Here is a 14,662-nt window from a genome sequence, read left to right as displayed (position 1 = left end):
CATTCTACCAATAAGCGTCAAACACCTTTTTAGCAATCGGAACAGCATAGGCACTTCCGGTTCCCGCAGCCTCTACAACTACGCTGACGCAAAGCTTTTTACCATTTTTTTCCGCGTAGCCGACAAACCACGCATGAGAATCCGTCGAACCGTTTTGGAACTCCGCAGAACCCGTCTTTCCACCTGCCTTATATGGCGTTCCATAGTATAAAGACGTCGCCGTTCCACCTTTTACGGTTCCCCTCATTAATTTCTTTAATTGTTTTGCCTCTTTTTCTGACATTTTCTTCCCGAGTGATTTCGGTGTATTTTCAGAAACCGTATTTCCGTTTGCATCCTCAATCCGGTCAACCACATATGGCTGCATCAATTCACCGCCATTGACTGATGCACAGACAAGTAAAATATTTTGCAGCGGCGTAACCAGTGTCTGTCCCTGTCCGATTGACGCCTGTCTTACATCGCCCTGCGCCGTCTTGTTATCAATCGTAAAACGGGACGATTTCTGCTCCATTTTTTCAAGCGGAATGCTTTTATTGTAATAAAAGGATTCACATAACTTGCGCCACGAATTCCGGTTCAAACCATCTCCGATGGAGCAAAATGCTGCATTACAAGATTCGGCAAATGCCTTTTCCAAATCCACTTTTCCGTGCACTTCACCACCATAGCACTTAATCTGTTCACTTCCTGTTCCAATTTTTCCGGTACAGGTATAATGAAATTTTGAATAATTATCCTGTTCTCTCATAAATTCAAACGCTGTATACAATTTAAAAGTTGACCCCGGCGGGTACAACCCTTGTGTTGCCCGGTTATAAAGCGCCGACTGCTCCCCGGAATCCGATGTCAATTTGTTCCATCTGGCATCCGTCAATTGATTGGGGTCGTATGATGGTTTACTCACCATCGCCAGTATTTTCCCGGTTTCCGGGTCCATCACAACAACCGCTCCACGCTTTGAACCAAGTGCATTACTCGCCGCTTTGGAAAGCCCGACATTCAATGTGGTAACTACATTGTTTCCCGGATTTTTTTTCCCTTTTAGTTCATTAATCGTACTAAGAAATGGATTCAGTCCGGAGGTCAGCATCGTATAACTTTCTGATGCCTCCAACCCGGTTTTCCCATGCGAAGAACGTCCGACAACATGCGCAAACAAGCTGCCATACGGATACTTTCTCGTTTCGTTTCCTGAAGAATCCGTAACTGTCTTTGCCAGCACTTTTCCTTTGTCCGATAAAATTTTACCTTTCGTCACACGCTTGGCTAAAAGTTCCTGACGTTTATTTGCCGAATTATTTAACACTTGATCCGAATCGTGAATGATAAAATAAACCATATATCCGGCAAGAATAAAAAAGATTGCCATCACAAGATAGGTCACAACCGCCATTTCCCGGTTCTGGCGTTTACTGCCTTTTTCCGGATTTTCGATTAATTGCTGCTTGTTCTTCATTTGTCGTGACCTCCTCTCTTCGGTTTCTCACATACATTCCCTGAATAATACTAAAAATCACAATCGTCGTTATAATGGAACTGCCACCGTAACTGATTAACGGCAGCGTCACACCGGTTGACGGAATAAATTTGGTTACTCCACCGATACTCAAAAACACCTGGAAAATCAAAACTACACTCAATCCGAATGCACACAGTTTATAAAAATTCTTTTTCATTTTTAAGGCGATATTGACAAACATAATAAAAGAACTGATGTAAATCAAAATCAAAAAGATACAGAAAATGACACCCATTTCCTCTGCAATTGCAGAAAAAATAAAATCACTTTCCACAACCGGCACACTCTTTGGCATGCCCTGTCCAAGTCCCATGCCAAACAATCCTCCAGTTCCGATTGCAAACAAACTCTGGCAAATCTGATAGCCACCCTGATTCATGTTCGACCAGGGGTCCTGCCACGCCGCCACACGCACACGCACATGCGCAAATAACCGGTACGCCACAACAGACGCCACCGTCCCTGCAAAAAAACCTGCCGCCAGATAGCGCAGTTTCATCGTCGCCGCATAAAGCATCATAAGATATGTCACAAAATAAATCAGTGCTGCGCCCAAATCTTTTTCTAATACAAGGATTCCCACATGTACTGCCGCCGCAATACTAATCACGGCAACACTCTTAAAATCCGTCCGCTTTGCCAAAAGCGATGCGATAAAAAATACATAAATAATTTTCACAAATTCAGACGGCTGCAATTCAAATCCACCAATCGAAACCCAGTTTCTTGCGCCGTATTTTTCCACACCAATAACAAACACCAAAAGTAAAAGCAGGACACCGGCAAGCGCATACTGCCAACCGATTTTTTCCCAAATCGTAAAACGCTCAATAAACAACGGCACTAAAAGACACACTCCCAAAGCAAGCGATGCCATCACAAGCTGTCTGATTGCATAATCATAGGAAAGTCTGCCAAGCATAATAAATCCAATCATCATGCAAATCATCATGTTATTCCAGATTAGTTTTGACATTCCCTTGTAAAACACCTGATAGATTTTCGTAAAAAACAGAAAAAAGAATAACTCAAGTGCCCACAAAACCACATATTTAATTTCTTTTTCTTCCACTAAAATAACTGCACTGCAAACCAAATGAAGCATCACGATAAGCACACGCTGTGCCCGGAATACTCCCTCATTATTTCCTGCCGCCCGTCCGATAAACGCGCGGTAACTGTAGAAGGTATACAGAGCAAATAAAATAACGATTATATATCGTGAAAGTTCTGCTATAATAAGTTCCATGTTTTCAAAACCTTTCTCATTTCATCGGCTGTCTCCCATGTAAAATGGTGCCATGCCGGCTTATCAAATTCCGGCTTTTTCTCGCCGTTTTTTGTATATATCGTATTGTAGCAAAAATCGCAATTATTTACCACATAGAATTTGTCCCCTTTGCCACCAGATACTAAAATTCTCTCTTCTTTTCCATCGCACCTGTCAAGCGTCCGTTTTAAGCATCCCTTCGTCACCATTACTTCTTTGCGCCCATAGCCACGCTTAATTGCCGGGCAGATACCAAGTTCTGCAAGCACTTCTTTTGCGCGCTCATTTTCATGGTAAAATGTTTCGGCAGCAATCCATGGGCAATCCTGAAACCTCTTTTTTGCCACAAGCAGCGCACGGTGGCTGTTAATCACAACCGCACCGACAATCAGCCGGTTTATCAATGTCCTCCACTTTTCTTCCACTCCCGCTTTCATAATCCGTGGGAATGAAAGAATTACCGGACGATTTTTAAGAAGTTTGATTACCTCATCCTCTTCCTTTGCAAATAAAGCTACCGGCAGTTCAATCCACACATCGCTTTCATCCGTCTCCACTGCTGTCCTTAACTGCTCCATCGTAGAAACTTTTAGAATGGAGACATTTTGCCAGACAAAAAGTTCTTTCTTTTTATGCGGTTTTTGCTCTCCCACACTTCGTCCAGACACCGCCTCTCTCTCAAAAGCTGCTAATGCCTCTCGTTTTAATTTGGCGATTTCTCCCATTGGCACAAAGGAATCCTCCTCTAAAGTAATGGAAAAGTCCGTGAGTCTATAATTCGTATTTCCCATTTTCCGAATGCGCTTTTCAATTTCGTCTTTTGTCACAGGACGATTCACGGCTCTTTGTAATGGTTCACCAAACACTGTAACTTCATGCGAAAGTCCCTGCAGTTTCAGAGCAATCGGTTTGCCGATTTTCGCGGTCATTTCGCCTTTCAAAGAAATTTTGTCATCAATAGTTTCGATTTTTTCATCAATCCATGACAACAGTGCCGCATTTTTTGTACGATAAACTTTCTGTCCCTTAAATATCGTACTGCCCCTTTTTACATTGCACGTCACAACGTCACCGGGTGCTGCTTCATTTTTTACCGTATACTCGTATGCTTTTGTATCATCTTCCAGGCGAAATTCTAAAATATCCTGATAATGCAGAGCTTCTTTTACACGGAATACCGCCTGTCCTTTGGACGCTTTCAAAACAGTACCAACACACGTACCAAAATGCCCGTTTTTTTTCGGATACATAATATTTTTCTTATCTGTCTCAAAAAGGTATCCGGCAGAAAATCCGCCGCGGTTATAAATGTCTTTACTCCGCCTGATATCTTTCCACAGCCTGCTTTCTTTATTTTGAACCAATGCCTGAAAAGCCTCGTTCCCCTCACTCTCATAAACATCGACATAATGGCGGTATAACGAGGACAAGTACGCACTGTACTCCTTCTTTTTCATACGCCCTTCAATTTTAAAAGAATCGATTCCGGCATCCACAAGTTCCGGAATATGCATAAGCGTACACATATCTTTTGTGCTGAATAAATGTCCGTTTCCATATGCACTTGTAAATGGAAGTCTGCACGGCTGCGCACACATTCCCCGGTTTCCGCTGCGGTCTCCAATCTCCTCACTCATCAAGCACTGCCCGGAATAACAATAGCAGAGCGCACCATGCACAAACACTTCTATTTCCAAATCGGTCTGTGCTCTCATCGCACGAATTTCCTCAATGGTACATTCTCTGGCAGGAACAAATCTTGTAACACCATAGTTTCTGTATAACTCTGCCTCATCTCCGGATAAAATCGTCATCTGCGTGCTGGCGTGCAAATCCATCTGTGGAAAATTTTCATGTAAAAAAGACAACACGCCTAAATCCTGTACAATACAAGCATCAAGTCCCGCCTCATACAACGGAGCAATCAATGGGAACAAATCATTTTCCAGCTCCCTGTCCGAGAGCAGCGTGTTGACCGTCAGATATATTTTTTTATCGTGCATATGAGCATACACAAGTGCCTCTTCCAGTTCATCGACACTCGGATTTTTAGCAAAAGCACGGGCACCAAAGCGGCTGGTTCCCACATAGACCGCATCTGCCCCCATTTGAAACGAAGCATATAAGCCATCCAGTGAGCCTGCCGGTGCAAGAATTTCTACATTACTCATTCGATTCCTTTCTCCCTCTATCTTGTAAAGAAGGACTGCATTTTCAGCAGTCCTTTTTCTATCTTTTTTGTTTCAATCTAGTTTCTAATTCAACCTGTTTTTTCTCTAATTTTTCAACTGAATCATGAAACTCATCGCGTTCTTTTTCAAGTTTCTTAATGGTATCCTGTAACTCAATAATCTCATGCTTCATGTCTAACACCATTTTGTCTTTTAACTGAGTCTCGGTGCGGTATTCGCTTGCCTTTTTCTTCTCTTTGTAATAATCGTCGGCAATATTAATCGCAAGCAGGGTATTACGCAAATCCAAATCCAGTCTTGCATATCCCTCCTGTTTATGAAATTCCGCCAATTTACGATTAATGTAAGAGGCAATTTTCTGAATGTATTCCGGGCTTTCAAATCCACAAAGTGTATATTTTCTGCCATCAATTAAAACTTCTACATCATTTTTCTTTTTCATCTATGCACCTCACCTGCTCAATTTCCTAGTAATTATACATAAAAAAACATTATTCGTCAAATGACAACCCCAAATGATGATATGTTTTTTCTGTCACAATACGTCCTCTGGGCGTCCTTGCTAAAAATCCATTCTGAATCAAAAACGGTTCATAGACATCTTCAATCGTCCCACTGTCCTCACCAATGCATGCGGCTAACGTATCCAGTCCAACCGGTCCTCCATGAAATGTCTCAATCAGCGCCAGTAAAAGGCTCCGATCGGTGTTATCCAGTCCATATTTATCCACTTCCAGCAAATCCAATGCAAAATTTGCCACCGAAAGTGTAATGTTTCCGTCGTATTTTACTTCGGCAAAATCACGCACCCTCTTTAATAGGCGGTTAGCCAAACGTGGTGTTCCGCGTGAACGTCTTGCAATTTCTCTAGCTCCCTCCCTATCAATCGACACATGGAAAACCTGCGCCGAACGAAGAACGATTTCGGTCAATTCGTCTACTGTATAAAACTCCAAACGATGGACTACTCCAAAACGGTCACGAAGCGGTGCCGTCAGCATACCGGCGCGCGTCGTTGCACCCACAAGTGTAAACTTCGGCAAATCCAGACGGATACTTCTCGACGAGGCTCCCTTTCCAATCACAATATCAATGACGTAATCTTCCATCGCCGGATAGAGCACTTCTTCCACCTGTCTGTTAAGTCTGTGAATCTCATCCACAAACAGTAAATCACCATCCGAGAGATTATTTAAAATAGATGCCATTTCACCCGGTTTTTCAATTGCGGGTCCCGATGTAATCTTTAAGTTCACATCCATCTCATTCGCAATAATCCCCGCTAATGTGGTTTTTCCCAATCCAGGCGGCCCATATAACAGTACATGGTCAAGCGATTCGTTTCTCTGTTTCGCCGCCTCAATATAAATCTTTAAATTTTCTTTTGCTTTACTCTGACCAATATAGTCTTTCAAAAACTTTGGACGAAGACTATTTTCAATTTTGTAATCTTCTTCCATCAGGTCAGTAGAAATCACTCGCTTTTCCATTACTTACTCTCATTCCTTTACAGATTTTTTAAGCTCAATTTCAAAATATCTTCCACAGACATTTCTTCCGTAACTTGAAGTTTGCGTACCGCACCAGCAGCCTCTGATGCGGAATAACCAAGGGCAACCAGCGCCTCAATCGCATCTTTCTTCGCATCTGCTCCGGCCGATACATTTTCTGTGGCAAAAGATTCTTCCACGCCGCCAAAGACATCTTCCAAATGACATTTATCCTTTAACTCAAGAATCAGTTTGCTCGCAGTTTTTGGTCCGATTCCCGGTGCTTTCGCAATCGTTTTTGCATCATCCGAAAGAATCGCAAGACGGAGCGCATCGGTATCCATGGCAGTTAAAATACCAAGTGCCGCCTTCGGCCCAATGCCATTTACCGTAATCAGCAACTTAAACATGTCCATACTGTCTTTCGTCAAAAAACCATAGAGCTGCAACGCATCTTCGCGCACATATGTATAGGTATAAATCTTAACTGTATTTCCAACCTGTGGCAATTCGGAAACAACCGAACCCGGCACTAAAATTTCAAACCCGATATTCTGATTTTCCACAATAATTTTGTCCTCACTCACGGAGTCCAAAATCCCTTTCACAAATGCTATCATAGTTCCTCCCTTATGCCGGATGCATTACACAAGTGCGTCAAACACATGTAAAATCGGCTGAATAATTTTCATCTTTAACGGTCTGTTTTTCCAGTCCTCATAGGTAATCTCAATACTTTGCGCAAATGTATTTATAAAATCGTTTTCCACCGCTTGCCTGAATTCTTCATCATAAATCCAGACACCATTCTCATAATGTAAGTAAAAGCTCCGGTAATCCATATTGATGGTTCCGACAATCGCACAATGTTCATTCATAACTACTTTGGAATGAATGAATCCCGGCTCATATTCGTAAATACGAATTCCATTTTTCAAAAGGATCCCGTAGTTATATTCTGTCATGTATTTAATATGTTTTTTATCCGGAATATGAGGCGTGATAATCCGCACATCCACACCACGGCGCACGGCTTCCAAAAGCGTCTCAATCATCGCTTCTTCCAAAATCAGATACGGTGTCATTACATACATTTTTTCACCGGCATAATGTATCATCTGTTTATACATGCTGCCGACAAAAGAGCGGGTATCTAATGCCGGACCGTCACGCAGTACATGGCAGTACATATCCGACTGAATCGATGTTTTTTCTGCCCGGTACCGCTCATAATCAATCGCCTCATTTTTAGAGCAGACTGCCCACAGTTCGAGAAAAGTAACTACCATACTCCAGACAACATCACCTTTTAACCGTACTCCTTCATCTTTCCATATGCCAAAACGGTCTACTAAATTTGCATATTCATCCGCAATATTAAAACCGCCCGTATATGCCACCTCACCATCAATGACAAGAATTTTCTGGTGGTCACGGAAGTTCATAAACAACTTACTGGTATACTTATGAATCGGATTAAATACTTCTACTTCAAAGCCTTCTGCCCGCAGTTTCTGTGCAAAATCCGTACTTGTGCGAAGCAGTGCCCCGAAATCGTCATATAGAAATTTAACTTCAACTCCTTCTTCAATTTTACGTTTCAAAATATCATGCATCTTATCCCAAATTGCGCCTTCAGCCACAATAAAAAATTCAATAAAAACATATTTTTTTGCCCGCTCCAAATCAGCAAACAAATCTTCAAACGCATTTTCTCCCATATCATAATATCTTGCCTCATTATTTTTTGAAATCGGTGCACCATTAGCTTCCATATAACGCGACATACGGGATGAAACCGGATGTTTTTTCCGAAATTCATCAGACACTTCGGGATGCCATTCTAAGTGTCTGTCTACACTTTGAATCGTCGATTTTATACGACGATTTAATTTGTTTTTTTTGCCTACTTTTCCCCAAAGAGCAAACATAATATTTCCGGATACCGGAAGTAAAATTGTAATGCACAGCCATCCATATTTATAGGACATGCTGCGGCTGTCATTCGTAAGTGCCAGAATGGTAAACACACCAAACAACTCCATTACCAAATAAAATAATGAAGCATACTGGCGCAGTAAAAATGGCAGTACAATCAGAATTGCGAACTGAAACGCAACCAAAACCGCCACAATGCAAGCTCTCAAAAAGCCGCTCAAACTATTTTGAACTCGTCCTTTTAATCCCTGAAGATGTTTTAATGGACGTTTTTCTCTCTGTGCCTCCATATCATTCTCCATCCTTTTCCATCAAATTTCAAATAAATACAGTATACCACATACGGTGGTAATTCGCAAACATTGCACATCCTCTGATTTTCTGCTATGATAAATGCAGATTTTTTACGAGAAGGGATTAACCATGGAACACACAGCAAAGGTACTTACTTCCTATGAAGAACAACTAAACAATGCAGCGTCTATCTTACCGGCTCCGGCAGAAAACATCTGCTTTTTTGATATTGAAACTACCGGGCTTTCTGCTGCTGTTTCGTCTCTTTATCTGATTGGCACAATTACCTTTGAAAATAATGAGTGGGTTCTAAACCAGTGGTTTGCCGATGATTATGTGAGTGAAGTACGTCTTTTGCAGGCATTTTCTGAGTTTTCAGAAAAGTACGAATGGATTGCGCATTATAATGGTGCGACCTTTGACATCCCTTATCTGGAAAAGAAATACCGCACAAATCATATGCCGTCCCCGTTTGCCGGGAAGCAGACACTTGACCTTTACCGGGCAGTCAAACACATCAAAAAATATTTCCCGGTTCCCAATCAAAAATTGATTACAATGGAGCGTCTTGCCGGTTTTACCAGACATGAACTTTTAAGCGGAAAAGAATGTATCACACTTTACACGGAATTTATGCATGAGAATTTTTTTCATAATCCGGAATCCTTAGAAAAAAAGAACAGACTGCTCTTTCATAATGAAGATGATTTGATTGGTACCATTGTATGTGCACTTCTCCTTGCCTACACAACGTATAAACCGATATGCCCGAGTGTACAGACAACGGAACACAGCGTTCTATTTACCGACACCTTAGAGAAAAAAGTCCCGGCAAATCTTTCCTTTCAAAAAGGTGATATCTCCTTTTCTTTTGAAGGGAAATCCCTTTCTATCGAGGTGCCGCTTTGGGAAGGTACGCTGTACCACTTTTTTGCCGACTATAAAAATTATTATTATCTGCCAAAGGAAGATATGGCGGTACATAAAAGCGTTGGCTGTTTTGTCGAACCTGCCTACCGTCAGAAAGCAACTGCCGCTAACTGCTACATCAAAAAAGACGGCAGATTTCTTCCGCTGCCGGCTGGCACCGACTGGGATTCTCCTGTTTTTTCGCTCACCCGAAAAGACAAGAAAGTTTTTATACCATGGGAAGAAAATACGGAACTAGCAACTGATTCCGTCTGCCACCTCATCAATGAATTTATGCATATGCCAGAATAATACCGCCAATTCCTGCATAAACACTTGCAATCCCTCCCGTCTCAACAATGTGAATCTGACAATCCGGGAGTATCTTATTTAATTTTTTCTTTACTTCATATGCTCCTGCCTCCTGCCCACAGTGTGAAATTACAATATGCGAAATCTTTTTTTCTTTATTTTCATTTCCAATTGCACGCACCATCGCAGACAACGCACGTTTCATACCTCTCGCCTGACCGGTCTGGCAAATGGTTCCTTCATCGGTTGATGCCAATATCGGACAGATATGAAAAGCGTCCGCAAGTTTTGCCTGAAGGCCATTTAATCTTCCGCTTCGCTCTAACATCGTCAAATCATTTAACACAAATTTCGTCATCATATCCCTGCGGAGTTTTTTTATCCGCTTACGAATTTCATCTTCGGAATACCCTTTATTTTCCCAGCGCATCAATGCTCCTGCCAGTAATGTCTGCCCCGCGGATGCACTTTTGCTGTCAATGATATAAATTTTCTGCCCCTTTTTTCCTTTGTTCTCCTCCCGCCAAAGTTTTCTCGCCAGGCTCGCGCTGTTATAAGAACCGGAAAGAGCTGAAGAAACCGTTATCACATAAATACGGTCTGCATTTTTATCGAACCTCTGCAAATAAGCATCCGGTGCCGGACACGCCGATTTTGGCAGCACATCCGTCTCTAAAATTTCATCAAACAACTCCTGTTTATTGATATGTCCATCGTCCGGCCACTCTTTCTGCCCCACTCGGATTTGCAGAGGAATCATCCGCAGATGCTCATTATTTCTCATTCCTTCCGATAAATCGCCGCAGCTGTCCATTAAAATCTGGTAACTCAAAAAATCGTCTCCTTTGCTTTTTGAGTTAGGGTTGACAAGATAACGATATCCTATACAAATGCTGCAAAATTATTTTTTTACACTTAGTCTTTTAATTTTGCTCCACTTACTAAAAACCTTTTGCTTTGAATGGGATTTATTTTTATAATATCTCACTCGAATGTAATATATCTTTTTTCTCTTTACAGAAATAGCCACACTCTTCTTTTTTCCCCAGATACTTTTGCTTTTTTTCATCTTTTTATTCGTCGCATATTGAATCTGATAACCTTTAAATCCTCTTATAATCATCATTTTTAAACGAATCTTCACTTTCTTTTTGGCAGCGTTTTTACCAGACTTCCCGGTACTTGTTTTTACCGTATAAGTCGTTACAATTGATGGCGCAATACTTTTAATGCTATCTTCTTCATATCGATATGCTATTCTTTTCTGAATTTCACGATTGCTTCCAGGCACCGGTGCAGAAGCTGACCAATCCGAATATTTTGACCATTTATGGTATTTAAAAAGCTTTTTGTACTGTTGATAGGAACAGCGATACACCGGAATATTAGCCGCAACTCCTTCTCCATATCCAATCCACCAATAGGTATCATTACAATGTTGTGGTAAATCACCATAAAATGCACCTTTGGAATCCCATCCTAACGGTGAAGAAGTAAAAAAGGCATGGAAATTCCAAAACTTATCCGTATATACTCCGTTTACTGTCCGATTCTTCTGATTTCCATAATAGGTTCCATTTCTGCACCAGTGATAATAAATATAACCAATGTGGCTGGTACTTACTGTTGTCTTGTTTGTGGCTGTTTCCGAAGGGGCTACCGGTGCACGATTGTAATATTGATAAATGCCGCTCCTTGCCTCAAAACCACTCGGAAAAGAACTTACATAGTCGACTTGCCCACTTCCTGAAGCAACCCAGCTTCCTCCCGCCTGTGTCCATCCACCTAATGATGTACTGTAAGATGTTTGTGTGGATTTATCACGAAACCGATATTCTGTCCTTTTTTCCACTCCTTTCGCACCTTCTGGCGGCTGTTCTGCATTCCACGATGTCATCACAGCTTTTGATTCACTCTGCAAAAACAGTATTGTCATCATAAACAATGCAACTGTTAAAAATAAATATCCCTTTATCTTCATAAAATGTTACCTCCTCCATTTTTTTAACAATTTTGTATACCTCTTTTTCATTGCTTGTGGTACAACAATCTTACATTTCTTAGGAAATTTGTTCTTTCCTATTTTGGTGATTGTTCGGCTTTTAATCGTTAATTGCTTTAATTTCTTACATCTTGTAAATACATTTTTGCCAATCTGCGTTATTGTAAATTTATAATCATATTTTTTAACCTCTTTCGGTATTGTTATCTTTTTGGTCTTTTTGTTTTTCACACTTATCAAACTCAGCTTGCCCTTCTTTCCTGTCAGCTTTGTGATTTTATAGTTGATACCTTTATCATTAAATATCATTCCCATTTTAACCGTTGACCTTGCCAATGTATTATTAGCGGTTTTATCCGGAAGTGCTGATGCAATCGTTTCTTTCCGTGAGTTTTGAGTTGCTTTTGCAGTTGGATTCGGTGTTACCGTTGGTGTAATTGTTGTTTTCGACGTCACATCTGCTGTTGGGGTGATTTCTGGCACAATTGCCGACGTTTGTGTTGGGGTTGGCGTTACTTCCGGTGTTGTTTCTATCCCATCTGAAGACACAGTTCCAGCCAGTTCTAATTTCCCCAATGCCGACGATATTGATATATGCATAACCGGACGAACACCAACATCTTCGTTTGAAACACTTAAGCCACTATAATAGCTGTCACCAAATACATATCCGGGGCCATCAACAATTGCAGCTTGTTGGTGATTTGCTCCTGGTGTGCGAATCCACCATACTCCATATTGAGACACATTGGATTGGTTTATATAACAGTTCATTGTATATGCTGTGTTTTTTGCCTTTCTGGTAACACTCCTCGAATTATAGTCCACAAATCCATAATTTGTATTAGTTACCTCTTTTATTGATGGAATATAAATTTTGTCTTTTGTTATATTTCCACCTGATGTTCCATACACCTCATTCTTGTCATTTACTACAGTCGTAACCTTTATCACATTTTGCTCTTCCGTTGAAAATGCCTTTCGGTAAAAATTACTGTATAACCATGTTCGCAAAGTACAAGTTTCCCAGGTAACATCAACTTCATTATTATTATATTTTTGACAATCCAAATTTTTATCCGACATAAGGAACACATCATCCCCATCAACCTGCAGCACACGCCACTTAATTGGCTCCTTTGCATCATTTTGGTCTGCTACTCCATCCCCATTTGTGTCATTTTGCCAATAGGTTCCAAAGTATACGCAATCCCAAGTCGACACACCATTTATCATCGTTGGATTATGTAAATTTAAAGTTGCTGCCTTTGCAGATTCATTTGTAACATTCACTGTCAAATAAACACTTTGTAACACTAGTGCCATTATCAATATTTTTGCACATGTTTTCTTCATAATACTCGCTCCTTTAAATCCATCTATCAATTTCTCCTGCACTTTGCCAGCAATTTAATGTATTTCTTCTTCATCGCTTGCGGTACAATAATTTTGCACTTTTTAGCAAATCTGTTTTTTTCCATCTTTGTTATTGTCCGACTTTTAATGGTCAACTTTTTTAGTTTCTTGCATTTTGTAAATACATTTTTTCCTATCTGTGTTACTACAAATTTTATCCCATATTTTTTTATTTCTTTAGGAATTACAACTTTCTTTGTCCTTTTATTTTTTATATCCTTTAACGTCAGATTGCCTTTTTTACCTGAAATCTTTGTAACCCTGTAGCTAATCCCCTTATATACAAATGTTTTCCCTGCTCGAATTGTATCCTCTGTTTTTTTCACCTGAGCAGTTTGAGTTTCGATTCTCGATTTAGGGGAATTCGTGCTGTTTGGCGTCTGCATATTCTTAATTGGTATTTGCGTTGAAGGAATTACTGATGCTGTCGGTACCGGTGTCTCCGTTGGAGTGATTGTTGGTCCCAGTGTTGTCTCCACACCATCTGAAGATACTGTTCCAGCAAATTCTAACTGCTTAGCAGCAGATAGTGACAGATGTAAAACCGGGCGAACCGTGAAATACTTTTCTGCCACACTCCAGCCTGTATAATAACTTCCTCCATAGGCAAGTCCCGCACCGTCAACTAATGTCGCCTGCTGCTTTAATGCCCCCGGTGTACGCAGCCACCATGCTCCATATTCAGGTAAAGTATCATTTTGTTTGCTTAATTGCGCCGAATATAACGTATTTTTAGCAATTCTTGTATTATTTCTGACACTATATTTGCTGGTAAATCCATATTTTGTATTAGAAATTTCTTTTATTGATGGGATGTAAACTTTATCCTCGGTTGTATTGCCACCAGGTGTCCCATGTACCTCATTCTTATCATTTTCTACAGTAGTAACTTTTATGGCATTTTGTTCTTCTTCTGAAAATGCATTCCGATAAAAACTACTATAAAGCCATTTTCTCAGGTCGCAGTTTTCCCATGTAATCTCCACTTCTGACGCATGATACTTTTGACAATCCAATGTTTTATCAGACATCAAAAAAACATCATCACCATCTACTTGCAGGACGCGCCACTTGATTGGTTTTTTTGCATCATTCTTATTTGCTAATCCATCTCCATTTGTGTCGTCCTGCCAATAGTTTCCAAAATACACACAATCCCATGTGGATATACCATTTATCATGGTAGGATTATGGAGCGTTAATGCTGCCGCTTTTACCGTTTTCTTATACACACCAAAGTCACAAAAGAGTAGCTGCATCACGAGCGTTGCTATTAAAATAATTGCACATTTCCTTTTCATATAATCACTCCTTACG

At 40.6% G+C, this 14,662-nt stretch carries 12 protein-coding genes; 1 reads left to right on the top strand and 11 read right to left on the bottom strand.

Annotation, left to right across the window (positions count from 1 at the left end):
- Window positions 1-4: 4 nt before the first annotated feature.
- The 7 genes from DW019_RS02355 to cls are packed head-to-tail and all read right to left on the bottom strand — an operon-like array spanning window position 5 to window position 8,702.
- A complete protein-coding gene (locus DW019_RS02355; protein WP_118442402.1) occupies window positions 5-1,459 on the bottom strand; it encodes a penicillin-binding transpeptidase domain-containing protein in 1,455 nt (484 codons plus the stop codon).
- A complete protein-coding gene (locus DW019_RS02350) occupies window positions 1,413-2,771 on the bottom strand; it encodes an FtsW/RodA/SpoVE family cell cycle protein (protein ID WP_118442401.1) in 1,359 nt (452 codons plus the stop codon). Before DW019_RS02350 ends, DW019_RS02355 begins: the two co-directional genes overlap by 47 nt.
- Entirely contained in the window at window positions 2,756-4,963 is a 2,208-nt protein-coding gene (locus DW019_RS02345) for a U32 family peptidase (protein WP_118442400.1), read from the bottom strand. The genes DW019_RS02350 and DW019_RS02345 overlap by 16 nt, the downstream gene beginning before the upstream one ends.
- Window positions 4,964-5,021: 58 nt before the next feature.
- Window positions 5,022-5,426 carry a cell division protein ZapA gene (locus DW019_RS02340; protein ID WP_022376716.1) on the bottom strand — a complete coding sequence of 135 codons (405 nt, stop codon included), beginning with the start codon at window positions 5,424-5,426 and terminating at the stop codon, window positions 5,022-5,024.
- Window positions 5,427-5,475: 49 nt separating this feature from the next.
- Window positions 5,476-6,474, bottom strand: coding sequence for a Holliday junction branch migration DNA helicase RuvB (gene ruvB / locus DW019_RS02335; RefSeq protein WP_118442399.1), 999 nt, complete (start codon window positions 6,472-6,474; stop codon window positions 5,476-5,478).
- Window positions 6,475-6,491: 17 nt separating this feature from the next.
- Window positions 6,492-7,094 (bottom strand): Holliday junction branch migration protein RuvA, encoded by a 603-nt coding sequence (gene ruvA, locus DW019_RS02330; protein ID WP_022376714.1) that lies wholly within the window; start codon window positions 7,092-7,094, stop codon window positions 6,492-6,494.
- Between the two features lie 24 nt (window positions 7,095-7,118).
- Window positions 7,119-8,702 (bottom strand): cardiolipin synthase, encoded by a 1,584-nt coding sequence (gene cls / locus DW019_RS02325; protein ID WP_181975038.1) that lies wholly within the window; start codon window positions 8,700-8,702, stop codon window positions 7,119-7,121.
- A gap of 133 nt (window positions 8,703-8,835) precedes the next feature.
- On the opposite strand from cls, the gene DW019_RS02320 reads away from it, so the two are divergent.
- The gene (locus DW019_RS02320) at window positions 8,836-9,927 is read left to right on the top strand and encodes a ribonuclease H-like domain-containing protein (RefSeq protein WP_182431022.1); all 1,092 of its coding nucleotides are present in this window, start codon (window positions 8,836-8,838) and stop codon (window positions 9,925-9,927) included.
- On the opposite strand, the gene DW019_RS02315 is transcribed toward DW019_RS02320, so the two are convergent.
- From DW019_RS02315 to DW019_RS02300, 4 genes are all read right to left on the bottom strand, one after another.
- Complete coding sequence (locus DW019_RS02315) at window positions 9,908-10,759, bottom strand: DegV family protein (RefSeq protein ID WP_118442397.1); 852 nt, start codon at window positions 10,757-10,759, stop codon at window positions 9,908-9,910. The genes DW019_RS02320 and DW019_RS02315 overlap by 20 nt on opposite strands.
- A gap of 69 nt (window positions 10,760-10,828) precedes the next feature.
- Window positions 10,829-11,908, bottom strand: a complete 1,080-nt coding sequence (locus tag DW019_RS02310; RefSeq protein ID WP_118442396.1) for a hypothetical protein — start codon at window positions 11,906-11,908, stop codon at window positions 10,829-10,831.
- 6 nt (window positions 11,909-11,914) lie between these two features.
- Window positions 11,915-13,285, bottom strand: coding sequence for a DUF6273 domain-containing protein (locus DW019_RS02305; RefSeq protein ID WP_118442395.1), 1,371 nt, complete (start codon window positions 13,283-13,285; stop codon window positions 11,915-11,917).
- 26 nt (window positions 13,286-13,311) lie between these two features.
- Window positions 13,312-14,646 carry a DUF6273 domain-containing protein gene (locus DW019_RS02300; RefSeq protein WP_118442394.1) on the bottom strand — a complete coding sequence of 445 codons (1,335 nt, stop codon included), beginning with the start codon at window positions 14,644-14,646 and terminating at the stop codon, window positions 13,312-13,314.
- Window positions 14,647-14,662: the final 16 nt, after the last annotated feature.

It is taken from the genome of Clostridium sp. AF37-5 (genome assembly GCF_003477605.1).
Lineage (GTDB): Bacteria > Bacillota > Clostridia > Lachnospirales > Lachnospiraceae > Eubacterium_F.
This window is presented reverse-complemented; position numbering and strand designations above follow the sequence as displayed.